General features: G+C 37.2%; 23 protein-coding genes. 19 read left to right on the plus strand and 4 right to left on the minus strand.

The window, feature by feature from the left end; translation table 11 throughout:
* The first annotated feature begins 65 nt into the window (after nt 1-65).
* A complete protein-coding gene (gene frr / locus C8J95_RS08435; protein WP_107807940.1) occupies nt 66-620 on the plus strand; it encodes a ribosome recycling factor in 555 nt (184 codons plus the stop codon).
* A gap of 90 nt (nt 621-710) precedes the next feature.
* Entirely contained in the window at nt 711-2,294 is a 1,584-nt protein-coding gene (locus C8J95_RS08440) for a sulfatase (protein WP_107807941.1), read from the plus strand.
* 3 nt (nt 2,295-2,297) lie between these two features.
* Here C8J95_RS08440 and C8J95_RS08445 read toward each other — a convergent pair whose 3' ends face one another.
* Nucleotides 2,298-3,518, minus strand: coding sequence for a serine hydrolase (locus C8J95_RS08445; RefSeq protein ID WP_107807942.1), 1,221 nt, complete (start codon nt 3,516-3,518; stop codon nt 2,298-2,300).
* Between the two features lie 69 nt (nt 3,519-3,587).
* Nucleotides 3,588-3,818, minus strand: coding sequence for a hypothetical protein (locus C8J95_RS18590; protein WP_078403612.1), 231 nt, complete (start codon nt 3,816-3,818; stop codon nt 3,588-3,590).
* 100 nt (nt 3,819-3,918) lie between these two features.
* Between C8J95_RS18590 and C8J95_RS08450 the strand changes: the two genes are divergently transcribed.
* The 14 genes from C8J95_RS08450 to C8J95_RS08515 all read left to right on the plus strand — a co-directional run bounded on the left by C8J95_RS08450 (nt 3,919) and on the right by C8J95_RS08515 (nt 16,239).
* Nucleotides 3,919-4,800, plus strand: a complete 882-nt coding sequence (locus tag C8J95_RS08450) for a WYL domain-containing protein (RefSeq protein WP_107807943.1) — start codon at nt 3,919-3,921, stop codon at nt 4,798-4,800.
* Nucleotides 4,801-4,974: 174 nt separating this feature from the next.
* A complete protein-coding gene (locus tag C8J95_RS08455; RefSeq protein ID WP_146165448.1) occupies nt 4,975-5,346 on the plus strand; it encodes a hypothetical protein in 372 nt (123 codons plus the stop codon).
* A gap of 162 nt (nt 5,347-5,508) precedes the next feature.
* Nucleotides 5,509-5,811, plus strand: a complete 303-nt coding sequence (gene ureA, locus C8J95_RS08460) for an urease subunit gamma (RefSeq protein WP_034868837.1) — start codon at nt 5,509-5,511, stop codon at nt 5,809-5,811.
* A 12-nt stretch (nt 5,812-5,823) separates the two neighbouring features.
* Complete coding sequence (ureB, locus tag C8J95_RS08465) at nt 5,824-6,192, plus strand: urease subunit beta (RefSeq protein WP_107807945.1); 369 nt, start codon at nt 5,824-5,826, stop codon at nt 6,190-6,192.
* Between the two features lie 2 nt (nt 6,193-6,194).
* A complete protein-coding gene (gene ureC / locus C8J95_RS08470; RefSeq protein WP_107807946.1) occupies nt 6,195-7,916 on the plus strand; it encodes an urease subunit alpha in 1,722 nt (573 codons plus the stop codon).
* 91 nt (nt 7,917-8,007) lie between these two features.
* Nucleotides 8,008-8,682: a hypothetical protein gene (locus tag C8J95_RS08475; RefSeq protein ID WP_107807947.1), complete on the plus strand. Its 675-nt coding sequence runs from the start codon at nt 8,008-8,010 to the stop codon at nt 8,680-8,682.
* A complete protein-coding gene (gene ureE, locus C8J95_RS08480; protein ID WP_107807948.1) occupies nt 8,672-9,184 on the plus strand; it encodes an urease accessory protein UreE in 513 nt (170 codons plus the stop codon). Before C8J95_RS08475 ends, ureE begins: the two co-directional genes overlap by 11 nt.
* Nucleotides 9,177-9,875: an urease accessory protein UreF gene (locus tag C8J95_RS08485; protein WP_107807949.1), complete on the plus strand. Its 699-nt coding sequence runs from the start codon at nt 9,177-9,179 to the stop codon at nt 9,873-9,875. Before ureE ends, C8J95_RS08485 begins: the two co-directional genes overlap by 8 nt.
* A 31-nt stretch (nt 9,876-9,906) precedes the next feature.
* Nucleotides 9,907-10,545: an urease accessory protein UreG gene (gene ureG / locus C8J95_RS08490; RefSeq protein ID WP_034868849.1), complete on the plus strand. Its 639-nt coding sequence runs from the start codon at nt 9,907-9,909 to the stop codon at nt 10,543-10,545.
* Entirely contained in the window at nt 10,546-11,334 is a 789-nt protein-coding gene (locus C8J95_RS08495; protein WP_107807950.1) for an urease accessory protein UreD, read from the plus strand.
* 12 nt (nt 11,335-11,346) lie between these two features.
* Nucleotides 11,347-12,048, plus strand: a complete 702-nt coding sequence (locus C8J95_RS08500) for a hypothetical protein (protein WP_045181634.1) — start codon at nt 11,347-11,349, stop codon at nt 12,046-12,048.
* Between the two features lie 19 nt (nt 12,049-12,067).
* On the plus strand, nt 12,068-12,955 hold the full coding sequence (locus C8J95_RS08505) for an urea transporter (protein ID WP_107807951.1): 888 nt from the start codon (nt 12,068-12,070) through the stop codon (nt 12,953-12,955).
* Between the two features lie 68 nt (nt 12,956-13,023).
* Complete coding sequence (locus C8J95_RS08510; RefSeq protein ID WP_107807986.1) at nt 13,024-15,276, plus strand: TonB-dependent receptor; 2,253 nt, start codon at nt 13,024-13,026, stop codon at nt 15,274-15,276.
* 72 nt (nt 15,277-15,348) lie between these two features.
* Nucleotides 15,349-16,239, plus strand: a complete 891-nt coding sequence (locus tag C8J95_RS08515) for an AraC family transcriptional regulator (protein ID WP_059323491.1) — start codon at nt 15,349-15,351, stop codon at nt 16,237-16,239.
* Between the two features lie 44 nt (nt 16,240-16,283).
* Here the strand turns inward: C8J95_RS08515 and C8J95_RS08520 are convergent, their stop codons facing one another.
* The gene (locus C8J95_RS08520; RefSeq protein WP_107807952.1) at nt 16,284-17,027 is read right to left on the minus strand and encodes a DUF4241 domain-containing protein; all 744 of its coding nucleotides are present in this window, start codon (nt 17,025-17,027) and stop codon (nt 16,284-16,286) included.
* 460 nt (nt 17,028-17,487) lie between these two features.
* On the opposite strand from C8J95_RS08520, the gene C8J95_RS08525 reads away from it, so the two are divergent.
* From C8J95_RS08525 to C8J95_RS08535, 3 genes are read left to right on the plus strand one after another with little or no spacing between them, the layout of a single operon-like run.
* Nucleotides 17,488-18,735, plus strand: coding sequence for an alkaline phosphatase family protein (locus C8J95_RS08525; protein WP_107807953.1), 1,248 nt, complete (start codon nt 17,488-17,490; stop codon nt 18,733-18,735).
* Between the two features lie 24 nt (nt 18,736-18,759).
* Nucleotides 18,760-21,693 carry a SusC/RagA family TonB-linked outer membrane protein gene (locus C8J95_RS08530; RefSeq protein WP_107807954.1) on the plus strand — a complete coding sequence of 978 codons (2,934 nt, stop codon included), beginning with the start codon at nt 18,760-18,762 and terminating at the stop codon, nt 21,691-21,693.
* Between the two features lie 17 nt (nt 21,694-21,710).
* Nucleotides 21,711-23,165: a SusD/RagB family nutrient-binding outer membrane lipoprotein gene (locus C8J95_RS08535; RefSeq protein ID WP_107807955.1), complete on the plus strand. Its 1,455-nt coding sequence runs from the start codon at nt 21,711-21,713 to the stop codon at nt 23,163-23,165.
* Between the two features lie 129 nt (nt 23,166-23,294).
* On the opposite strand, the gene C8J95_RS08540 is transcribed toward C8J95_RS08535, so the two are convergent.
* Complete coding sequence (locus C8J95_RS08540) at nt 23,295-24,131, minus strand: GLPGLI family protein (protein ID WP_107807956.1); 837 nt, start codon at nt 24,129-24,131, stop codon at nt 23,295-23,297.
* Nucleotides 24,132-24,163: the final 32 nt, after the last annotated feature.

Below are 24,163 nucleotides of genomic sequence, written 5' to 3' on the forward strand. Positions count from 1 at the left end.
ACAAATCGGATATTAAAATTATTAGCGGTTAGTGATTACCGTAAACTATTAAACTAAATAATATTATGGAAGAATTAGAACTCATCGTAGCATCGGTAAAGCAGGAAATGGATGCTGCAATCAAGCACTTGGACTATGCTTTTCAGAAAATCAGAGCGGGTAGAGCTTCTACTGCTATGGTACAGGATGTTATGGTAGAGTACTATGGTGCTCCGACTCCTCTTAATCAGGTTGCTAATGTTTCAGTTCCGGATGCAATGACTATTGCAATCCAACCTTGGGACAGAACAGCAATTAATGCTATTGAAAAAGGAATTATTGTTTCCAACTTAGGTTTTGCACCTTCTAACAATGGTGAAATGATTATCCTAAATGTTCCGCCTTTAACGGAGGAAAGAAGAAAGGAACTTGCAAAGCAGGCTAAATCTGAAATGGAGTCTACAAAAGTTACTATCCGTAATGCACGTCAGGACGGAAACAAAGAGCTAAAAAGACTTGAAGGCGTTTCTGAAGATGTTATTAAGAGTACTGAAGCTGAAATTCAGGATCTTACTGATGCTTATATTAAAAAAGCTGAAGAGCTATTAAAAGTGAAAGAGGCTGAAATTATGAAAGTATAATCATAATTGCTATTCTTATAAAATAAAACCTTCCATCCGGAAGGTTTTTTTATTGCTTTTGATTTACTTATTTTGTTAAAAATTATAACCATGAATATAAATGCTAATCGGATTATCCTTGGGCTTGTACTCTTTACCACAAGTGTACACGGGCAGGATAAAAGTAATGTAAGCAGTAAGGAACAGAAGCCGAATATTATTTTTATTATGACGGATGATCATTCTAAAAGAGCTATGAGTGCTTATTCACATGATCTTATAGAAACACCTCATCTGGATAAAATAGCAGAGAAGGGAATTAAATTTAACAATGCATTTGTAACCAATTCTATATGCGGACCATCGAGAGCTGTTTTTTTAACAGGAAAATTCAGCCATATCAATGGCTTTAAATCCAATGATGAAGATGTCTTCGACGGAAGTCAGCCCACACTGCCGAAATATCTGAAAGAAGCCGGTTATTATACTTCAATTATTGGCAAATGGCATTTGGGATCGGTACCTCAGGGATTTGATAAATTTGATATACTAATTGATCAGGGAGAATATTATTCTCCACGTTTCTTTAACGGAAAAGATACAGTGGTAGTTCCGGGTTATGCAACAGAGCTGATTACTGAAAAAGCAATTCAGCTTTTCGAAGAACAAAAGAATTCAGGTAAGCCTATATTTTTGATGCTGCATGAAAAAGCACCACACCGTAACTGGCTGCCGAACACAAACGACCTGAACAATGTAAAAGATAAAGAATTTCCTTTGCCTGAAACTTTTTTTGATGATTATAGCACGCGTTCGCAGGCAGCATTTAAGCAGGATATGAGAATTGAAAATATGTTTTTGGGATACGATCTTAAAGTTTACCTGAAACAGGCAAAAGATGAAACCGGAACAGGTGGTGATTCTCGTAATAATTCTTTTACATGGTTGGGAGCAGATTTATCCAGAATGAACAAAGAACAACGACAGGCATGGGATCAGTATTATAAGCCGATTTCAGATGCTTATTACAGTAATAAGCCTATTGGGACAGATCTACTCAAATGGAAATACAACAGGTATATGAATGATTATCTGAAGACTGTGAAATCTGTTGATGACAACGTAGGTGAGCTTATGGAGTATCTGAAAAAGAACGGACTGGATAAAAACACACTGATTATTTATACATCAGATCAAGGCTTTTTCCTTGGAGAACACGGTTGGTATGATAAACGTTTTATGTATGAACCTTCGCTTCAGATACCTTTGGTGATGAGCTATCCTGGACATATTAAAGAAAACATAACAGAAAATGCTTTGGTACAGAATGTAGATCTGGCACCGACTATACTGAAGGCCGCAGGTTTGCCTGTTCCGAATGACATGCAGGGAAATTCCCTTACGCCATTCTTTTCAGGACAGAAAGTAAAGAAATGGAAAGATAAATTGTATTATCATTATTACGAAAATACGGTTCATCATGTTGAAAAGCATCTTGGAATCCGGACAAAACAATATAAGCTTATCTATTTTTATGATATTAAAGACTGGGAGCTTTATGACCTGAGTAAAGACCCTAATGAGGTTAAAAACCTGTATCATGATCCGCAATATAAAAAGACTGCAGATAAGCTAAAGCTGGAATTAAAAGGACTAATCAAAAAGTATAAAGATACTACGGCTGTAAATTTTTAGTGGTTAGTATCCCAATGCTTTTTTAGCCTCGAAAGCAGTTTTGTTTAATGTAAGAAGAAGATTGTTGAAGTTTTTTGCTTTTTGACTGAGGTCCCAGAAAGGCAAAAGAACAATGGTTGTAATGTCTGTGTCAGGATCATGCAGCATAAGAGAAAGATAGCCTTCTGTTGCTCCATTGTGTCCGTATCCTATACCAGGAATATGGAAGCAGCCCAAAGAATAGTTATTATCTTGTGGCGTAGTTGCCTTTCCAATGCTATTTTTCATAAGTTGAACAGACTGAGCAGTCAGTATATTTTCTGCTTTCATGGTTGTACGGATGTATTTGGCAAGTTCTGCCATGGTACCAATACCATTGCCTTCAGCGATATGAGCTGTTGCATTTTTTTTATCGGTTCTTTCATTGCGATCGTCGTAATGGATATATCCTGTGATGTATGGTGATGGTAGTTGCTGATCGGAAGCCTCTTCTACAAACTTAATATTCAACGGGATTCTGGCAGATGAACCTATGATTTTGTCGTTCATATAATTGCCATAAGTTTTGTTGGTATTGGTTTTAGCTGAATAAATTCGAGCAATGATTTCGCCAAGAATAGAATAACCGGTATTAGAATAATGGTATACTGTGTCAGGTAATCCGTAGCTAAGTTTTTTCTCTGTCAATATTTTTACATATTGTTCGGTAGTGAATTGCATGTTTGGGAAGTTTTCCAACATATATTCATCATAGCTTTTATTATCAATATTGTATTTAGAAGTATCGTTTGTTAAATCGTATATGCCTGCATTGTGTTGTAACAATTGTTTTATAGTAATTACGTCTTTGTTTGGAAAATTCCATTCGGCGGTATTCGGGACGTATGGAATGTTAGTTCCGGGGATATTCCCAATAATTTTATCATCAAGATTTAGCCAACCGTCCTGCATCATACTCAGAATAGCTGTAGCGGTGAAATTTTTGGTATTACTCGCGAACCGGAAATAAGTGTTTTTTGTGACCGAAGTTCCGTTTTTTCCCGTTACGCTACTAAAATAAGTGCCTTTAGGTGAAATGACGTATACACTCAATGACGGAACATCGGTGGAAATAGCCTTTTCCAAATCAGTATGGAGTGCTGCTATTGCTGTGTTTAGCCTCGTTTGAGGGTTGGTGTCACTATTGCTTCGACATGAAGATAATGAAATTAATATTGAGAAAAATGAAAGAGTAGAAAGTTTCATAAAACTACGTTTATCACGAAGTTAATTATTAATATTTTATGCATAATTAAAATTAACGTTATTTTTCTGTTATAACGGAATATGGGTTCCACCATTAGGATTATGGCTGCATTTGCCTACGCATAAAACCGTTAAACTGGAAGATTTGGCACTACAGTATTCGCAATGGTACTGGGTTTTCTGTCCGCCTTCATAAAGCAAATGTCTTCTTTCCGAAGGATTGCTGTCACAACGTCTGGAAAGCAGAGATGATATACTATTGGCTTTGGTACCGCAACATTTACAAAAATAATTTGCCATAACTGATTTAGATTTGGGTGTTGATTTATACGAACAAAAATATTAGCGATGAACGACAAAACATGTCGTTCATTTTTTTATTTTTGGTTTTTATAAAAAAATGGCAAAACGGGAACAAATGCTTCGACTGAAGCTGATAGAAGAATTTATACGAAGGAAGAAGGGAGCTTCTTTCCATGATATTTATGAATTTCTGATTGAAAAGTTTCAGGAAAAGGACCTGGAACTAAGTTTTACTGAGCGTACTTTTCAGCGGGATAAAAAACTTATCGGTGAGATATCCGGAAAGGAAATACGCTATAATAAGGCCCGTAATATTTATTTTCTGGAAGATTCGTCCGAAGAAGATATATTTGATACCATATTGCTAATGGAAGCCTATCGGGAAACAGAAGGGAAAGCAGATATCATGTTGTTTGAGAAAAGAAAGTCCCGTGGGCTGCATAATCTTCAGGACTTGGTACAGGCCATAAAGCTGCATAAATGTGTAAGTTTTACTTACCGGAAGTTCAATGATGATAAAGGAACTAAAAAACTGGTGCAACCTTATGCTCTGAAAGAATTTAAGAACCGTTGGTATCTTCTGGGAAACGAAACCAGTGGGAAAAACTTTTTTATAAAAACGTACGGCCTGGACAGGATGACAGATTTGCAAATTACCTCAACAGGGTTCAATAAGAAAGATTGTGATCTTGAAGCAGCTTTTGAGAATTCATTTGGTATTATTTCCAGTTTGGGAAAAGAGCCTGAAAATATTATTTTGTCTATGGATGCTGTTCAGGGAAATTTTCTAAAATCATTACCAATACACCATTCCCAGAAAATAATTTTGGATAACCGTGAAGAAGTAAGAATAAGTCTTACGCTTGTTCCCAGCTATGATTTCATTCAGGAGCTTCTTACGTTGACAGGATTAGTGAAAATACTAGAACCTGAGAGTTTAAAGGTGAAGATGAATGAATTATTGAAAACGGATTTTTAAATATTCTAAATAGTGGCTTTATTTGCGTTTATATTATTGATAATTAGTTGTTTATAATATTTGTTTTTCTATTGTATACAAGGTTTATTATATTTTTTTGTCACGATTTTGAACATTTTAAATCTATTTTTTGATATATAAAACATTAGATTTCTTTCTACTTTTACATCGCTAATGAAGAGCCTTAAAAAATTACATTTATCCTTTTTTATCGTGTTTTTTTTCACGATGTTGTGTGCTGGTCAGGTACATAAAGGGAATGCTCTTGTTCATTTTAAAGCTTCTGGTAAAAACGTCCAGAAAACAGACAAAATCTCTCAAAGTTCATTTGATCTTTATAATTTATCAGATGATGATCATGATGAATCATTACTGGATGAAATAGAGAAAGTAAAATTAGATCTTGATCATGTAGTAGAAAACTGGATCAGCATCCTTTACAATGCTTTTTATACTTCTGATAAACCAGTAGTAGCTCATCATCATCCGTATATAGATATACCGAAGTATATCCTATACCATTCTTTGCAGATTGCATACTGCTAGTAATTATTATTTTACAGATTTCCTGAAGAACCCTGATTTATATCTATAATCTATGGGGTTCCGGCGGAATAATTTCCGGAATTTAAATTTCGTATAAGACAATATTTGCCCTTCGGGAAAGGGCAGGTTATAGATCTATGTCTAATTTTTAACAAGAAAACAATGCATTTAACACCGAGAGAAACCGAGAAGCTTATGCTGTTCATGGCAGGAGAGCTTGCGCTAAAAAGAAAGGCCAGAGGCCTGAAACTAAATTATCCAGAATCAATAGCTCTTATCAGCCATTTCCTACTGGAGGGAGCACGGGATGGGAAAAAAGTAGCTGAACTGATGCAGGAAGGAGCACAGATTCTTACCAAGGATGATGTGATGCCAGGAGTGGCCGAAATGATCCACGATGTGCAGATCGAAGCAACATTCCCGGACGGGACAAAGTTGGTAACCGTACATAATCCAATCCGTTAAAAAACCAGTAGTATGATACCAGGAGAAATTTTTGTAAAAGAAGGGACGATCATCTGCAACGAAGGCAGAGAGACCGTAAAAATAAAAGTGATAAATACAGGTGACCGACCTATACAGGTAGGTTCTCACTACCATTTTTTTGAAGTGAATAAAGCGATGAGCTTCGATCGTGAAAAAGCTTTTGGCAAAAGACTGAATATTGTGGCCAGCACAGCTGTTCGTTTTGAACCGGGAGAAGAAAAAGAAGTAGAGCTTGTAGAAATCGGTGGAACCAAAAAAGCAATGGGCTTCAATAACCTTGTAGATGGTTCTGTAGATTCAGTTGCTCAGAAAGAAGAAAGCTTAGCTAAAGTAAGTCAATTAAATTTTAAAAATCTGTAACAATGAGCTTAAACGTAGACAGAAAGCAATATGCAAATATATTAGGACCTACAACCGGAGACAGAATCCGTTTAGGGGATACAGAAATAATCATTGAGATCGAAAAAGATTTTACCCATTATGGAGATGAAGCCGTATTTGGCGGTGGTAAAACCGTACGTGATGGTATGGGGCAAAATGTAACCAATAAAAGAGATGAAGGCGTATTGGATCTTTGTATTACTGGAGCAGCAATTATCGATCACTGGGGTATTGTAAAAGCAGATATCGGTATTAAAGATGGTAAAATCGTAGGTATTGGTAAAGCCGGAAACCCGGATACAATGGACGGTGTAACACCAAATTTAATTATCGGAGCTTCTACCGAAGTCCATGGAGGTAAAGGATATATTGTGACTGCAGGAGGTATTGATACACACATCCACTATATCTGCCCACAGCAAATAGAAACTGCTTTGTATAGCGGTGTTACAACAATGATTGGTGGCGGAACGGGTCCTAATGACGGAACCAATGCGACAACAGTTACTCCGGGGAAATTTAATATTCAGAAAATGCTGGAAGCAGCTGAAGAATATCCGATGAATTTAGGGTTCTTTGGTAAAGGAAACTGCTCTGCAGAAGATCCGATTGCAGAACAAGTAGAAGCAGGTGCATTAGGGGTGAAGATTCATGAAGACTGGGGAGCAACACCGGCAACTATAGATGCAGCACTTAAAGTAGCAGATAAATATGATGTGCAGGTGGCAATCCACACTGATACATTAAATGAAGCTGGCTTCCTTGAGGACACCATGAGAGCTATTGACGGAAGAGTTATCCATACTTTCCACACAGAAGGTGCAGGAGGTGGACACGCGCCGGATATTATAAAAGCAGCGATGTATCCTAATGTATTACCAGCATCTACTAACCCAACACGTCCATATACCATTAATACAATTGATGAGCATTTGGATATGTTGATGGTTTGCCACCACCTTAGCAAAAATATTCCTGAAGATGTAGCATTTGCAGATTCACGTATCCGTCCGGAAACTATTGCTGCAGAAGATATTCTACACGATATGGGAGTATTCAGTATTATGAGTTCCGACTCTCAGGCGATGGGGAGAGTAGGTGAAGTAATCACCAGAACATGGCAGACTGCCAGCAAAATGAAAGATCAGAGAGGTCAGCTGGAAGAAGATAAAAATACAGAGAGCGATAACTACCGTGCGAAGCGTTATGTAGCAAAATACACGATTAATCCTGCAATTGCACATGGTATTTCTGAATATGTTGGATCCATTGAAGAAGGGAAATTAGCCGATTTAGTAATCTGGAAGCCTGCATTATTTGGTGTTAAGCCAGAAATGATTTTCAAAGGCGGAATGGTGGTTGCAAGTAAAATGGGAGATGCTAATGCTTCTATTCCTACACCTCAGCCAATTATTTACAAAAATATGTTTGGGTCTCACGGTCGTGCAAAATTTGGTACTTGTGCAACTTTTGTTTCCCAGGCTTCTATTGAAAACGGATCTATCGCTGAATATAAATTAGAGAAAATGATTCTTCCGGTAAAAAACTGCCGTAACATTTCCAAGGCAGATCTTATCCATAATGATAAGACTCCGGTTATTGAAGTAAACCCTGAAAACTATAAAGTAACAGTAGACGGTGTGCATGTAACCTGCGAGCCAGCAGAAAAACTTCCTTTAACACAGTTGTATTATCTGTTCTAATCCGTGAGGATCAATTTTTCATCAATTCTATATAGTGTTAATGAAGAGCCTGGTGAAGGCCAGGCTCTTTTAAAAAAAAGTAAAGTTTAAAATGAAATTTCTGAATAAAATAATTTTCCCTTTAGCTGTAGCTGGTGCTTCCTTGTTTTCTACAATGGCACATGCACAGTTTCTGGGAGGAAGAAGATTAAAAAATGATGAAGACGGTCCAAAAGGACAATGGATGATTTATGGTTCACTGGATTATTCTAAAACAAACAGCCCCACGGGCAGTACCAGTTCTTTCGGAACAAGCTCCAATGCAGGAGTACCAATAGGAGTGGGGTATTTTATTAACAATAACGATGTAATTGGGGTTAACTATGCTTATGCCAGCGATCGTGTAAACGGAAATACCGTATACAAACAAAACGAAACCGGTTTATGGTACAGCCCTTCTGTAACCTTAGGTAAATATTTTGCCCTTATAGCACAAGTAGATGCTCATTATGTATGGGGGCAGAAGATGGCAGAAAACGGAATGGTAAATCCTGGGATGGAAGCCTTTAACGGATTTCGTCTGAGAGCTTATCCTATGCTTGCGATATTCTTAGGCGGTGGCTGGGCACTGAAATTCAAGTTTGCTGAATTATCTATGCTACAGACAAAAGCTAAAGGCGAAGGCTGGACGAAAAGTTATGTTACGGGAATCAGCGGTTCTACTTTTGGCGTAGGTATATCCAAGAACATTGACTTCAGAAAAAAAGCACCTAAAGATGATAATTAATGAATGTGTAGGAAATATTAAAGATATTTCTGTTGCCGGTAAAACAATTGACTATCTGGATCTGGAATGGTTTGAAACCACCAAAAGGATTCAGCGCAAAAAAACCAGACAAGGAGTTGATGTTGCCATCAAATTTCTTCGCGAAGGACAAAGACTCCGTGAAGGAGATATCTTATATGAAGATAGTGAAAAGGCAATTGTAGTAAATGTACTGGAAACCGAAGCTATAGTTATTACTCCTACGTCTATGCTGGAAATGGGAACAGTATGTTATGAAATTGGTAATAAGCATATCCCATTATTTATCCAGGAAGATAAAGTGTTACTGCCTTTTGAAATGCCTATGTACAGATGGCTGGAAGCAAGTAATTTCCATCCGGAGAGACAAACCGTGAAATTGCTGAACCTTCTGAAATCTAATGTAGAGCCACACGGGCATGGTAGTATAGGATCTTCCTTATTTACTAAAATTTTAAAAATGGCAGCTCCAAAAGATGAATAATAAGAATTTTAGCTATTTAGCCAGCTTACTGCATATTGCGGATCCTACATTGCCCATCGGTGGTTATACCCATTCCAACGGCCTGGAAACTTATGTGCAAAACAGAATTGTGCATAATGTGACAACAGCACGGGAGTTTGTGGAAAACATGCTGAAATATAATCTGAAATATAATGACGGAGCATTTGTAAAACTGGCTTATGAAGCAACTCAGAAAGAAGACCTGGATGCTTTATTGCGGCTGGATCAGGAGTGTAATGCACTGAAGTGTCCTAAAGAGATTCGGCAGGCAAGCCAGAAACTTGGATTACGTCTTATTAAGATTTTCAAAAGAAAAAAACAGTCTTCTTTTATGGAAGCTTATGAAGAAGCAATCCGAAACCGTAAGGCAACTTCACACTACAGTTTAGTATTCGGGATTTATACCTGTCTTCTGGATATTCCTTTATACGAAGCCCTTTTCGGGTTTTATTATACTTCTGTTGCAGGGATGATTACCAATGCCGTGAAACTGGTTCCGCTGGGTCAGTTGGACGGTCAGGATATACTGTTTGATCTTTATCCTGTAATAGATAAAACAGTTCAGGAAACGATAGAACTGGAAAGAGACTATGTCGGGTTGTGCAATACTTCATTCGATATCAGATGTATGCAGCATGAAAGACTTTATTCCAGACTTTATATGTCTTAACTCAATTCTCAATATTTAAAATTATACAAAAATGGAAAACAGAAAATATATCAAAGTAGGAGTTGCAGGACCTGTAGGTTCTGGTAAAACTGCTTTATTAGAACGTTTAAGCAGAAAATTATATGGTACTTATGATCTTGGTGTAATTACCAATGATATTTATACCAAGGAAGATGCAGAATTCATGGCTAAAAATAGTCTGCTTCCTAATGACAGAATTATTGGTGTGGAAACCGGAGGATGCCCACATACAGCTATCCGTGAGGATGCAAGTATGAATCTGGAAGCTGTAGATGAATTGGCAGCACGTTTTCCGGATATCGAACTGGTACTAATCGAAAGTGGAGGTGATAACCTTTCAGCTACTTTCAGTCCGGATCTTGCAGATGTTACGATCTTTATTATCGACGTAGCAGAAGGAGAAAAGATTCCGAGAAAAGGAGGACCTGGTATTACAAGATCCGATTTGTTAATCATCAACAAAATAGACCTTGCTCCGCATGTAGGTGCAAGCCTTGAGGTAATGGAAAGAGATGCCAGAAGAATGAGAAACGGAAATCCTTTCGTATTTACAAACCTGAAAACAGATGAAGGTCTGGATAAAGTAATCGGCTGGATTAAAAAATATGCATTACTGGAAGAGTGCGAAGAACCGAACCTGGTAAGATAAATGGATAGTAGTTTAAGCATTATTGCAGGATACAAGCAGGGCGCTTCTTATGTGAAAGACCTCTATGTATCACTTCCTTTTCGGGTAGTGTCGGTGGGACAGCGTAAGAATGATAACAAGCTTTACCAGATGGTAATGTCCTCTTCACCCGGAATTCTGGATGGGGACCGTTACCATTTGGAAATCTCCCTGGAAGAAGGTGCTGCTCTGCAGCTTCAGTCGCAGTCTTATCAGAGACTCTTCAATATGGAAGATAAAGCGACCCAGCAGCTGAATATCACTATGCAGGATAATACCTCTTTCGCTTATGTACCTCATCCTGTTGTACCCCATGAAGATTCCAATTTCCAGAGCAAGGCAAATATCCGTATCGGTAAAAATAGTCAGGTTATTATCAGTGAAATTATTACCTGCGGAAGGAAACATTACGGAGAAGTTTTCAAACTGAAACGCTTCCAGAACCTTACCGAAATCTATCATGAAGATAAACTGGTTGTAAAGGATAATGTACTGATTCAGCCGGATCTTATTCCGATTAATAGTATCGGAAATCTGGAACGGTATACCCATCAAGGAACACTGATCTTTTACAGTACAAAAGAAAATACGGATAGAGACGGACTGATAGAAACTGTTGTAGAACTTGCTGAGGATAAAAAAGAGGATTTGGAGATTGGAGTGTCGGCAATGGAAGACAACGGATTTATTGTAAGAGCGCTAGGCCACGGCGGAGAGTCAATGTATAATTTCTTTCTCAGCGTTCAGGACTTACTCTGGGAATCAGAATAAAAAATTAATAAAATGAATACCACTATTTGGGCACTTATGCTAAGTGCTGTATCTATAAGTTTTATCCATACAGCTTCGGGACCAGATCATTATCTGCCTTTTATTGTGCTGTCAAAATCCAAAAGATGGAGCAGAAGTAAGACTATTATGCTGACGATAGCCTGTGGATTTGGACATGTTCTGAGCTCTCTGGCTATTGGTGCCGCAGGTGTTTTTCTAGGATGGCAGCTTAATAGATTTTCCTGGTTTCAGGAGCTAAGGGGCAATATTTCCGGGTGGGCATTACTTATTTTTGGGTGTGCGTATCTTATTTATGGACTGATACAGGCTGTAAGAAATAAACCACACAAGCATTTTGATGTGATGGGTGATGATGTCTATGTTTATGAACACAATCATACCGAAGTGGTAATGCCACAGACCCGTATAAAAGTAACACCCTTTGTGTTGTTTATGATTTTTGTAATGGGGCCTAGTGAACCGCTAACGCCATTGCTTTTCTATTCCGGACTGAACAGATCTGTTGCCGAAATTCTGGCTCTTGTTGTTCCGTTTACGCTTACAACAGTAGCTACAATGTTGGGGATGGTATTATTGGGACGTTATGGATATTCAACTTTATTCAATACCGAAAAACTGGAGCGCTATATGGGCGTAGTAAGTGGTGCTGTTGTAACAGTGTGTGGTATTGGGATGGTGTTTTTAGGATGGTAAAATAATTAAACTGTTATTTATGGATAAACTTTTTGCAAAAATTCCTTTTGTAGACAATGTATTAAAAGGAGTAGGGCAGATTATGCTTCAGGAAAACAGCTGGACGGGACTTCTGTTTCTTGTTGGACTTTTCCTTGGGAGCTGGCAATGTGGAGTTGCAGCTATTCTGGCAACGGCAGCCGGTACCTTTACTGCCATGAAATTAAATTATGATAAATCACAGATTAATGCCGGATTATATGGCTTTAGTGCTGCTTTAGTAGGAGTTGCATTGGCCTTTATATTTCAGGCAACAATCCTTATATGGGTTCTGATTATATTGGGAGGTGCATTGGCCAGCATTATCCAGCATTTCTTTATTCAGAAGAAAATCCCGGTATTTACCTTTCCGTTTATTATCATTACCTGGGTATTGGTATTTCTATTACATCAGTTTACTCATATTCAGCCATCTGATCTTATCAGTGCGGAAATTGTACATACAGATTATGATGACTTTTTAACCTGTACCAATGGTTTCGGGGAAGTGATTTTTCAGGGAGGTGTACTTTCCGGTATTATTTTCTTTGTGGCTGTATTTATCAGTTCGCCTGTTGCAGCCTTATACGGACTTATAGCTTCTATTCTGGGTGCCGGATTGTCACAACTGAACGGAGAGCCTATTCAGGAGGTGCATATGGGGCTATTTGGCTTTAATGCTGTTCTTTCTGCAATTGTTTTTTCCGGTGTCAAAAAAACAGACGGATTATGGGTACTGATTGCCGTAGTATTAACCGTAGTTATCGACGATGTCCTTATAGATAATAATATACTTAATGTTGTAGGCGGGGTATTTACATTCCCTTTTGTAGTCGGTACGTGGATAACTTTACTTATCCAAAAACTATTTGTAAAGAAGGCTCAGTAATTTTTCTGAGCCTGCTAATTGTAATAAATGTTCTGTACTTCTACAGAGCCAGAGAATATATTAAAAAAATGAAGAAATCGAAAATGATGGTTGCCTTACTTGCAATGGTGGTCAGTGGACTAGCCCATGCACAAGAAGTGGCAGCTGAAAAAAAGATACTTGTAAAAGATGTAGACGATAAATATCCTATCAGAGATGCATTGATTAAGTTTAACAGAGGCGAAAGCCATACCCACTCCAGTGCAGACGGCTCTTTTGTAGTAGGGATAAAATCTTATCCTGATACGCTGAGTATAAGCCATAATGGGTATGATGAAGTGAAGTTTGTAATCAACGGAACAGAAGATAAAAATAACATTATCCTGCTTCAGCACAAGCCATTACAGATTTCGGAAGTAGCTATTAATCATAGTTCTTTCCTTTCGGCTATGACAAAAGTAGACCTGAATAAATTTCCGGTTAACTCAGCTCAGGATTTGTTGCGTAAAGTTCCAGGCTTATTTATTGCCCAGCATGCTGGTGGTGGAAAGGCAGAACAATTGTTTTTAAGAGGTTTTGATGCGGATCATGGTACAGATGTAAGTGTAAATGTAGACGGAATGCCGGTGAACATTGTTTCCCATGCTCATGGACAGGGATATTCGGATCTGCATTTTGTGATTCCGGAAACGGTGAATAATATCGACTTTGGTAAGGGGGCATATTATATCGACAGAGGTGACTTTAATACAGCGGGATATGTTGATTTTAAGACCTTTGATCATCTTAATAACAGCATGATAAAGCTGGAAGGCGGCTCTTTCAATACCAAAAGGATTATGGGCATGTTCAACATTATTAATGACCCTACCAACCGTAAAAATGCATACGTAGCAGCGGAATATAACTATACAGACGGACCTTTTGATGTAAAGCAGAACTTTAACAGAGTTAATATTTTTGCGAAATACAATCAGTGGTTAACAGATAACGATTATTTCAATATTCAGTTTTCAACATTTAATTCTTCATGGAATGCATCCGGACAAATTCCTGAGCGGGCAGTAGATGAAGGAATTATCGGACGTTGGGGAAGTATAGATCCTACCGAAGGTGGCAAGACTTCCAGAACCAATCTTCAGATGAATTATAAGCATATTATTTCTTCTTCAGAGCAGATTGATGCTATGGCCTGGTATTCCCGTTATAACTTCAACTTATATTCTGACTTTACATTCTATCTGAAAGATAAGGACCATGGTGATGAAATCCAGCAGAAAGATGGCAGAAATGTTTATGGTACCGAAATCAAGTATACCAAGACATTCAGCTTGCCAAACGGAACAATGGATTGGATTTCGGGAGTAGGTTTCCGTAATGACGATATAGGAACATTGCAACTAAATCATGTATATCACAGAGATTTGCTCTTGAATCAGTTATCCGATGTTACCGGTACAGAAACAAATCTGCACGTATATTCCGGTTTGGTATGGAAAACCGGGAAATGGACAATTAATCCGGGATTGAGAGTTGATCATTTTATTTTTAATATGCACAATTTACTGGATTACGAGACGCTCCCTTCCGGTCAGTCTACCGAGGCAACAAGGGTAAGTCCAAAGCTTAATTTCTCTTATGCGGCAAGTGATAAAGTAATGTGGTTCCTGAAAACCGGTATGGGCTTCCATTCAAATGATATGAGGGTGGCCGTAGTACAAAAAGGTCAGAAAACTTTACCATACTCCATAGGCGGAGATTTTGGTGTAAGATTGCACCCTTTCAAATCATTGATTATTACCCCTACACTTTGGTACCTTCAGTTGCAGCAGGAATTTGTGTATGTAGGAGATGATGCCGTAGTAGAACCTTCCGGAAAGTCCAGACGTTACGGATTCGATTTGGGTATCCGCTACCAGCCGATGGCTAACCTTTATCTGAATGCTGATATCAATTATTCTCATGCAAGATTTGTAGATGAGGCAAAGGGAGAAGATTATATACCACTGGCTCCTATAGTAACGAGTACAGGATCTGTAAACTGGGATTTTCTTAATGGCTTTTCACTAGGACTTCAGTACAGGTATTTGGGTGGAAGGCCAGCAGTAGAAGATAACAGTATTAAAGCAAAATCTTATTTTGTAAACGATCTTGTATTGTCTTATAACCGTGCGAAATGGGGAGCGAATTTTCAGGTTAGTAACCTGTTTAACGTAAAATGGAATGAAGCGCAGTTCGCTACTGAAACCCAATTGAGAAACGAACCTAATCCAATCACGGATCTTACCTATACTCCGGGAACACCGTTCGGTGTGAAAGTAGGAGTTTATTATAAATTTTAAAAAAAAATAATGCAGGGAATATGTACTCTGCATTATTTTTGTATAATTCATAAATGATTATTCATAGAATAAATGGAAGTATTATCTAGTTTTCAGTATAAAAAGCAGTTTCTTCCGAATATTACGGAAAAGATTCTGGAAAATAACGCTGATATACAGCTTTACAGAATTGAAGACTATCTGAAAGGAATTCTCATGCCGGTTATACCTTACCGCACGACATTCAATTTTATGATATTTGTTACCAATGGTCGTATCAAGCAATATCTGGATACAACCGAATACGTAGCAGAAAAAGGTGAGGTAATCTTTATAAAACAGGGAACTATTACCGCAACTATAGAGCTTTCTGATGATATCGAAGGTTTTTTTCTGGCTTATGAAAACAGTATCCTTTCCGAGCAGGAACTGCCCAAACATAAGACCAGTATATTCTTTATGACACCATTTCTGCATCTGGATAATCTTACCTATACTACGATTACTCAGCTTCTGGTTATTCTGGAGCAGGAGCTTTTGCTGAATAACCTGGATGTAAATGATGTTACCATAACCATGCTTCACCTTATTCTGGTAAAAATGCTAAGCTCAGATTCCGGCAGCCATCACAAAATGGCAACAAGACCCATGGAACTATCACTCCAGTTCCGGGACTTACTGTTCAAGCATCATATTACCGAAAAGCGTGTTGTATTTTATGCCAATAAGCTTTCTGTTACCGAAAACTATCTGAATAAATGCATTAAAAGCGTTACCCGAAAGTCGCCGAAACAATGGATTAATGAAATTGATATTAACTACGGAAAAGCATTACTATATTCTACAAGAGATATTGCGGAAATAGCCTATGAGCTTAATTTTCAAACAGCCTCACATTTTACCCAGCTTTTTAAAAAAATTACAGGAATCACACCTAAAGAGTACAGAACGTTATTTCTGAAGGACAGAACTGCTGTAGATTGATTTTAAAATTCGGTATGGGCCAATTTGAAAATTATAAATGACCTTCATTCATCTTCATCACCGAAAGCCATTTCAATAGCGATATACTGAACAACCAGTTCACATATATTTCCGTTTTCGTCATAGCCAAAATATGCAGGGTAAACGCCATCTCCGAAGCCTGTCTGTATCATAGGAATGTTTAGATCAGTATCCGGGATTTTGAAATTGATCCAGTCACCATCTGTTCTCTGGAATTCCGGATTTTTTTCATAGCTGTTCTTAAATTCTTGTGCGAAGAAATTGTCATAGATATTACCTTCCGGATTTTCTTTTTCCCACTTATCCACAAAGCTGCAATAAAGGTCTCTAGTCTCGGTATCTACAATTGTAGCAAGACCGGCATCGACATTGAAACCAAAATATTCTCCTGAATTAAGGGTGCTTATATCTTCATTACCGATCAAGGCTTCTGTATAAGATACTGCTTTGTTTTCTGTGAATTTTACACGTGTAGCAACATATCTGTGGTGTTCTTCATCTACCTCAACCACCAAAGTAGTTAAAGGAAATGTTCCTGTTGGTACTTTTATGAAGTACGGAAGTTCTTCCTGATGTAGGTATACCAAAGGATCTCTTACCATAATATTGCCGGTAGGAATAACTATCTCTCCCATATCCAAACGATATAATTTTTTATTACTAATCTCATCCTGAGTAAAATACTCATTGAAGTCGCTAACAGGAGATAATAATATTTTTTTTTCGTCGTAGTTGTATAGCCATTCTTGGGTTGGTGTAAAATTCATGTGATTTGTTTGTGATGTTGTTTAATATTTCTTTTGTTAAATATATATATTTAATCTAGTCTTCGGGAAATAATTATGTTAATCTTTCATTAATCTTTAATCTATGTTTGGTGAATAATTATAGATAAATTGTGGATTCTAGTAAATATAAATTCGAATTTTTCTTTTATGGTAAAAAATATAATTTATTGATGTTTTTTTGTTTGTATTTCACAAATGTAAAAAGATAAAAATACATAATATATTATCTGTCCGGAAATTAGTTGCTTTAGAACATAACCTTATTTTTTTTGTTAATATAGTCCGAATTATTATGCATAGCTCAATATAAGGCTGTGAAGCCTGGATTATTAACATTGTTTTAATTAGAATTAATATACATTATTTAATTTGTTAAAATTTTATTAAAACCGGATATTATTTTTTTGCGGAATTTTGACAGAATAAAAAAAACATAACCATGAACTCCCTGAAGATCTGTTTATTTATTCTTATTTCTTTTTTTAGCTGTGGCATTTCTGCCCAGAAAAAAACACCAACAAAAAAAGTAGTTTTTATTATTGTAGATGGTATTGCAGAGGATATGCTGGATAAAGCAGAAATCCCCAACCTTAACAGAATTAAAAAAGACGGTGCTATGCTGAAAGCTTACGTTGGGGGAGAAAAAAGCGGCTATAGCGAGACGCCAACTATTTCCGCAGTGGGTTATAATAGCCTTTTAACAGGAACGTGGGTGAATAAACACAATGTTTTTGGTAATGATATTAAAGCACCTAACTATAATTATCCAACAATTTTCAGACTTTTTAAAAATCAATTTCCGAATAAAAAGACAGCGGTATTTTCTACCTGGGAAGATAATCGTACAAAGCTTATAGGTGAAAATCTGGATGCTACCGGAAAAATAAAGATGGATTTTGCCTTTGATGGAATGGAAAAAGATACGGTACGTTTTCCACATGATAAACAGAGCGGATATATCCGTAAAATTGATAGTGTAGTTACGGGGAAAGCTGCCAGTTATATCAGACAAAATGCTCCGGATGTATCCTGGGTGTATTTAGAATTTTCTGATGATATGGGGCACCGCCATGGTGATGGTGATATTCTGTATAAAGCCATTTCTTTTGAAGACAGATTAATCGGGCAGATTTATGATTCTGTAAAAGAGCGTGAAGCAAAGTACGGAGAAGATTGGTTGGTTGTTGTAACAACGGATCACGGAAGAACTGCAAATAACGGAAAGGGGCATGGAGGCCAAAGCGACAGAGAGCGCAATACATGGATAGCGGTTAATAAACCCAATATTAATACTTATGCGAAGAATAATCGTGTAGCGGTTACGGATATACTACCAACGATGACAGATTTCCTGAATCTGAAAGTACCTGTGGATGTTCAGCAGGAAATTGACGGTGTAGATTTACTGAAAAAGATAGCAGCTTATCATCTTAAAGCCAGCCTGTCATCCGATAATACATTGGAGGTTAGCTGGAAGACAACAGAGCCGTCTAAAGAAATAGGTGAGGTATATATTGCCGATACCAACAACTTCAAAAACGGAGGTAAAGACTCCTATCAGTTACTGGGCAAAGTGAACCTCAGCAATGGAAAGTTTACGTCTAAACGCAAGACTGCTAATTCCAATATTTACAAAATAGTTCTGAAGACCAAGGCCGGTTTTCTGAATACATGGATCAGAAGATAAGACACACTAAATAAGAATCTATTCATGAAGTTACAACTTTTAATTGCACTGGGGCTGGTCTCCGGTCTGGAAGCGTATGCTCAAAATGTACCCAGAACAAGTGGTACGGACACTCTGAAAACAGGAGAGAAAAAAATTGATGAGGTTGTTATTACAGCTTTGGGAATCAAAAAAGAAAAGAAAGCATTAGGTTATGCTGTTCAGGAAGTAAAAGGTGATGTCTTTGAGAAGGCAAAAGAACCGAATTTTATTAATTCCCTTTCGGGGCGTGTTGCCGGATTGAATATTCGGAACAGTACCGATCTTTTCCAAAATCCGGGAATTAATCTGAGAGGAACAACACCATTAATTGTTATAGATGGGATACCGGACAGAACTGCAGATTTATGGAGAGTTAATGCGGATGATATCGACAATATCAGTGTACTGAAAGGACCAACTGCCTCCGCACTTTACGGTTCTGTTGGTAAAGATGGAGCGATTATGATTACCACTAAAAAAGGAAAGAAAGGAAAGCTAACGGTTTCTTTTAATAATTCTACCATGTTTCAGACTTCCTTTATCCGTATTCCTGAAGTTCAGACGACTTATGGTGGCGGGAATAATGGAAAATATGCGTATATTAATGGTCAGGGATCAGGTAGTGAAGGCGGTGGATGGATTTGGGGTCCTAAGCTGGATCAGAGAGATCCAAATACTCCCAGTGGATATTTCGAAACTCCTCAGTATAACAGCTCTGTAGATCCGGTTACCGGAAAATTGATTCCGTTACCCTGGATTTCCCGTGGTAAAAACAATATTAAAAACTTCTTTGAAACAGGTCTTATCCAGTCCAATAATGTAAGTGTAGACTGGGGTAATGAGAAGGCAACTTTCAGGCTTTCACTTTCCAATATTTACCAGAAGGGTATTGTTCCGAACACGAATCTGAAAACGACATCTATCAGTTTGGCAGGATCTGTAAACCCAGTTAAAAACCTGACAATCAATACAGCTTTAACCTACAATAAAACATATACTTCCAATTTTCCGGAAGTAGGATACGGACCTACCAACTATCTGTATAATCTTGTTTTGTGGACAGGAGCAGATGTAGATGTAAGAGATCTAAGAAATTACTGGGTGCCTGGCAAAGAAGGTTACCAGCAAAGACATTACAATGTGTCTTATTATAATAATCCGTATTTCCAGGCTTATGAATATCAAAGGCCTTACTACAAGGATAATGTTATGGGGAATGTAAATCTGGAATATCAGATTGTTCCGAAATTAACAGCCAAAGCACGTGTTGGTATTAATGTTTATAGCCTGAATCGTGAGTATCGTGAGCCTAAAAGTTATATCGGCTATGGAAATAAGTCATTAGGAAACTACAGTCAGGTTAGTAATAATTACTTTGATATCACTTCAGAGTTAGGTCTGAAATATCAGAACAACTATTCGGATAATTTTACACTGAGTGCGGAAGGTTATGTAGCGAACTATTACAGAGAAATGAAAAATAGTGAAATACGTACTGATGGTTTGGTGACTCCGGGTTGGTATAATCTTTTTAATAGTATTGGGCCATTATTTATTCCGACAGATGGAGATAGAAACAGGAAAGAGTATGAACAAATTAACAGTGTATACGGTTATGTAGATATGGAATTCTACAAAACATTCTTCCTGAATATGACAGCGCGTTATGATAAAATATCGACCCTGCCAAAAGGGAATAATGAGTATTTCTATCCATCGGTTTCCGGATCATTATTGCTGAACCAATTGTTTAATCTTCCATCGTGGATTAATCTGGCAAAAGTGCGGGGATCTTATGCTAGTGTTACGTCAGGGAAAATAGCAGATGATAATTATGGATATATTTCTGCATTCGATAAAAGAGTGAGTTGGAACGGGCAATCGGCATTTGGTTTTGGGAATATACTAATCGATCAGAATATAAAGCCACAAACAACTGATTCGTGGGAAATAGGAACTAATCTTGTTTTCCTTAGAAACAGAATTAATTTGGATGTCGCTTATTTCAATGCCAGAGATTACAATCAGTTGGAAAGAGTCCCATTATCTGAGGGATCCGGGTACAAATTTTTCCAAACGAACGGAAATGTTTATAAAAGAAAAGGTATAGAATTTACACTAAGTGCAGATATATTTAAAAAGACAGATTTCAGATGGAGTACACAAGTTAATTTTAGTCAGTACAGACGATATTTATCGGAAATTTACAAAGGAAAGGATATGACCAATGAATATGTTCGTGAAGGTGAACGTACAGACAAGTTGACAACTAGTGGGTATGAAACATCACCAGACGGAAAATTGGTACTGCAAAATGGTTATCCTGTGAATAATACTTCTCCTATTCCAATTTTTATGGGATATTCGAATCCGGACTGGACCTATGGCTTCTCTCATAATTTCAGTTATAAAAACTTCTCACTCTCTTTATTATTTGATGGTAGAATTGGAGGGATGATGTATTCTACAACCAACCAGAAAATGTGGTGGGGTGGTATTGCGCCGGGAACGGTTAATCAGTTCCGGGATGATGCTAATGCCGGGAAAAATACCTATATCGCACCAGGGGTTAAAGTTACAGAGGGTTCTATCACCTATGATAAAAATGGTAATGTAGTATCTGATACCCGAAAATTTGCACCAAATGATGTTGCAGTGAATTACAATGCTTATATGCAGAGTACAAGTAATGCATTTGAAAGCAATTATCATTACTATAAGCAAACGTTTATTAAGCTGAGAGAGGTAACGTTGACTTATAACTTCGGAAAATCTTTTGTTGACAAGTTAAACTTGTCTGCAGCAAGTATTTCCTTAATAGGGAGAAACCTTTGGTTAGCGTCAAAAATTAAGAATATCGATCCGGATTCAGGACTAGATAATCTTCAGACGCCTGCAACGAGAAGCTTTGGGGTAAACATCAACGTGAAATTCTAATTAAAAACACAACAGAAATGAAATTAACTAAAATATACTCTTTAACATTAATCACGGTATTAGGTTTGTCAGGTTGTAGTAAAGTCGAAGATTATCAGGATGATCCTAATCGTGTCGTGCGTGTAAGTCCGGATTTCCTGTTGCCTGATATCGAGGTGAATGCTTTTAAAAATATTGATGCAGGTGCAGCATTAGCATCCAGACAACTGGCTTATATAAATGGCGTTAATGCTCAGCAATATTATAACTGGCAGCGTGGTTCATTTGGTAATTATGACAATATCAAGCAGGTAGAAAAAATGGTACAGGAGGCCGACAGAACAGGTAATCCGGTTTATAAGTCACTGGCTCGTTTTTTCAAATCTTACTTTTTTATCTCGCTTTCAGAAACTTTTGGTGATATTCCATATAGCGAAGCAGTGAAGGAAGGTGTTTTCTATCCAAAATATGATGATCAGAAAAGTGTTTACAAAGGAGTGCTTAATGAATTGGCTTTAGCCAATACAGAGCTTTCTAAGTTCAATACAAGTATTAGTGGTGATATTATTTATAATGGTGACCTGCTTAAATGGAGAAAACTGATTAATTCTTACAGATTAAGAATTTTAATGGATTTATCCAAAAGAGCTGATGATTCGGATCTGAATGTAAAACAGACTTTCGCTGATATTGTGAATAATCCGTCTCAGAACCCTATTATGGAAGGAAGTGCGGATAGTGGTGCTTTGCCGTTTTATAATCTGGTGAATAACCGGTATCCTTATTTTAACAGCAATGATCTGAAAACAGCCTATTATATGGAGGGGAGTTTTGTGAAGAAACTCAAAGATACAAATGATCCAAGGTTATTTAAAATGGCCGAAAAGAAAACAAGTACAGTGGGGGTGATATCAGATGATCCGTTTAGTTATTATGATGGCCTTTATGGCAGTGGTGATTTAGGGGAGAACTCTAAAAGGGCATCTGATGGTCTGGCGTCGAGAATTAACCCAAGATATTTTGACGATCCGATTAATGAACCAACTTTGCTGATGGGATATGCCGAATTGCAGTTTGTTTTAGCTGAAGCAGCTGTAAGAGGCTGGATTGGCGGGAATGAAAATGCTTACTATATAAAAGGGATTAGTGCTTCTATGGATTTCTATAAAATTGGAAGTGCAGATGCTGCTGCTTATTTAGCGCAATCTACTATAGCACTGCAACCTAGCAAAGAAATAGAACAGATCATGGACCAGAAGCATACAGCCTTATTTTTTAATACCGGATGGAGAATTTTCTATGATCAGAGGAGAACAGGATACCCTAAGTTTAATACTGATGGGAAAGGTATTCTGAATGATGGGAAAATTCCTAAAAGATGGATGTATCCTTCAACAGAGATTACAAACAATAATACAAATCTCACCAATGCTGTTAACAGACAATATCCTGGTGGCGATAATATTAATGGTGTTATGTGGCTGATTAAGTAGCATACATTTTAATGAAAATATACAAGCCTGAATATTTATTCAGGCTTTATTATTGTTGGAAACTAGCAATAAGAAAGATATTTAAGATGAATAATGTGGATAAATACTTGCCCGAATAATGAAACCTGATTAATTTGGATAATGTATTGCTTTGTTTAGCTCAGCAGGATTATTGTATTTTTTAATAAGCTCCTGCATATTCTTGGTCTGTGTGTTTAGTTCGTCCAGGGTTTGTATTTCTTTTCCATTGATATTAATCTTCCAGTCTGCATTTGTTTTTGCAAAATTATTTCTTTCATAGGCAAACGGGTCATTGTAGTATTCCATAAACAACTTTTGTTTCTGTTGCTCGGTAATCGGTACCGCTTTGTTCCCAAAAAATGACTCAACAAAATCCTGAGTAGGATAGGTATCTTTTAGATTCTGACTTTTCACAAGGGTGTAAATAAAGTTTTGTTTATCATCCTGAATTTCAAAAATTAATCCAGGTAAGCCACGGAATTTAAAAGGACCTTCATTAAAAGGAACATCTTTGCAAAACCAGGCGGTCCAGTTTCTGCCGCCAAATCCGGTAGTCGCTTTTTGCAGTGTATAATTCTGAACCTTTTTAGTTTCATTAGAAATTTTCCAGTCTACTTTATCATTTGTTTTATAGGTGTAATAGCCAAATTTAATTGTAGTGAAATTCTCGTTTTCAAAAGAGTTTATTTTACGCTTTACAATTTGTCCGGACATATCGACAAATTTATTGTCACCACCCGTTTTTTTATTAATGGAGTCTGTTGTGAGTAAATCTCTTCCGTAAAATTTCACTTCTTTGGGATTGATATCCAGAACCATATTGAGCTTGGCGCGGTCGGTTTCTGTAGAATCGTATTTGAATTGTAGCTCGTAAATGTATCGATGTGTTTGTGATTTAGCAAATATTACAATAAATAAAATTGCTAAAAAAATAGCGTTTTTCATATAATATAAAGCATTGGTGTTGATTGGAAATA

It is taken from the genome of Elizabethkingia sp. YR214, from assembly GCF_003058195.1.
GTDB lineage: Bacteria > Bacteroidota > Bacteroidia > Flavobacteriales > Weeksellaceae > Elizabethkingia.

What these genes read in the sequence shown, in the direction of transcription:
- frr (WP_107807940.1), top strand. Translation starts at nt 66, where the DNA reads ATGGAAGAATTAGAACTCATCGTAGCATCGGTAAAGCAGGAAATGGAT.
- C8J95_RS08440 (WP_107807941.1), top strand. Translation starts at nt 711, where the DNA reads ATGAATATAAATGCTAATCGGATTATCCTTGGGCTTGTACTCTTTACC.
- C8J95_RS08445 (WP_107807942.1), bottom strand. Translation starts at nt 3,518, where the DNA reads ATGAAACTTTCTACTCTTTCATTTTTCTCAATATTAATTTCATTATCT.
- C8J95_RS18590 (WP_078403612.1), bottom strand. Translation starts at nt 3,818, where the DNA reads ATGGCAAATTATTTTTGTAAATGTTGCGGTACCAAAGCCAATAGTATA.
- C8J95_RS08450 (WP_107807943.1), top strand. Translation starts at nt 3,919, where the DNA reads ATGGCAAAACGGGAACAAATGCTTCGACTGAAGCTGATAGAAGAATTT.
- C8J95_RS08455 (WP_146165448.1), top strand. Translation starts at nt 4,975, where the DNA reads ATGAAGAGCCTTAAAAAATTACATTTATCCTTTTTTATCGTGTTTTTT.
- ureA (WP_034868837.1), top strand. Translation starts at nt 5,509, where the DNA reads ATGCATTTAACACCGAGAGAAACCGAGAAGCTTATGCTGTTCATGGCA.
- ureB (WP_107807945.1), top strand. Translation starts at nt 5,824, where the DNA reads ATGATACCAGGAGAAATTTTTGTAAAAGAAGGGACGATCATCTGCAAC.
- ureC (WP_107807946.1), top strand. Translation starts at nt 6,195, where the DNA reads ATGAGCTTAAACGTAGACAGAAAGCAATATGCAAATATATTAGGACCT.
- C8J95_RS08475 (WP_107807947.1), top strand. Translation starts at nt 8,008, where the DNA reads ATGAAATTTCTGAATAAAATAATTTTCCCTTTAGCTGTAGCTGGTGCT.
- ureE (WP_107807948.1), top strand. Translation starts at nt 8,672, where the DNA reads ATGATAATTAATGAATGTGTAGGAAATATTAAAGATATTTCTGTTGCC.
- C8J95_RS08485 (WP_107807949.1), top strand. Translation starts at nt 9,177, where the DNA reads ATGAATAATAAGAATTTTAGCTATTTAGCCAGCTTACTGCATATTGCG.
- ureG (WP_034868849.1), top strand. Translation starts at nt 9,907, where the DNA reads ATGGAAAACAGAAAATATATCAAAGTAGGAGTTGCAGGACCTGTAGGT.
- C8J95_RS08495 (WP_107807950.1), top strand. Translation starts at nt 10,546, where the DNA reads ATGGATAGTAGTTTAAGCATTATTGCAGGATACAAGCAGGGCGCTTCT.
- C8J95_RS08500 (WP_045181634.1), top strand. Translation starts at nt 11,347, where the DNA reads ATGAATACCACTATTTGGGCACTTATGCTAAGTGCTGTATCTATAAGT.
- C8J95_RS08505 (WP_107807951.1), top strand. Translation starts at nt 12,068, where the DNA reads ATGGATAAACTTTTTGCAAAAATTCCTTTTGTAGACAATGTATTAAAA.
- C8J95_RS08510 (WP_107807986.1), top strand. Translation starts at nt 13,024, where the DNA reads ATGAAGAAATCGAAAATGATGGTTGCCTTACTTGCAATGGTGGTCAGT.
- C8J95_RS08515 (WP_059323491.1), top strand. Translation starts at nt 15,349, where the DNA reads ATGGAAGTATTATCTAGTTTTCAGTATAAAAAGCAGTTTCTTCCGAAT.
- C8J95_RS08520 (WP_107807952.1), bottom strand. Translation starts at nt 17,027, where the DNA reads ATGAATTTTACACCAACCCAAGAATGGCTATACAACTACGACGAAAAA.
- C8J95_RS08525 (WP_107807953.1), top strand. Translation starts at nt 17,488, where the DNA reads ATGAACTCCCTGAAGATCTGTTTATTTATTCTTATTTCTTTTTTTAGC.
- C8J95_RS08530 (WP_107807954.1), top strand. Translation starts at nt 18,760, where the DNA reads ATGAAGTTACAACTTTTAATTGCACTGGGGCTGGTCTCCGGTCTGGAA.
- C8J95_RS08535 (WP_107807955.1), top strand. Translation starts at nt 21,711, where the DNA reads ATGAAATTAACTAAAATATACTCTTTAACATTAATCACGGTATTAGGT.
- C8J95_RS08540 (WP_107807956.1), bottom strand. Translation starts at nt 24,131, where the DNA reads ATGAAAAACGCTATTTTTTTAGCAATTTTATTTATTGTAATATTTGCT.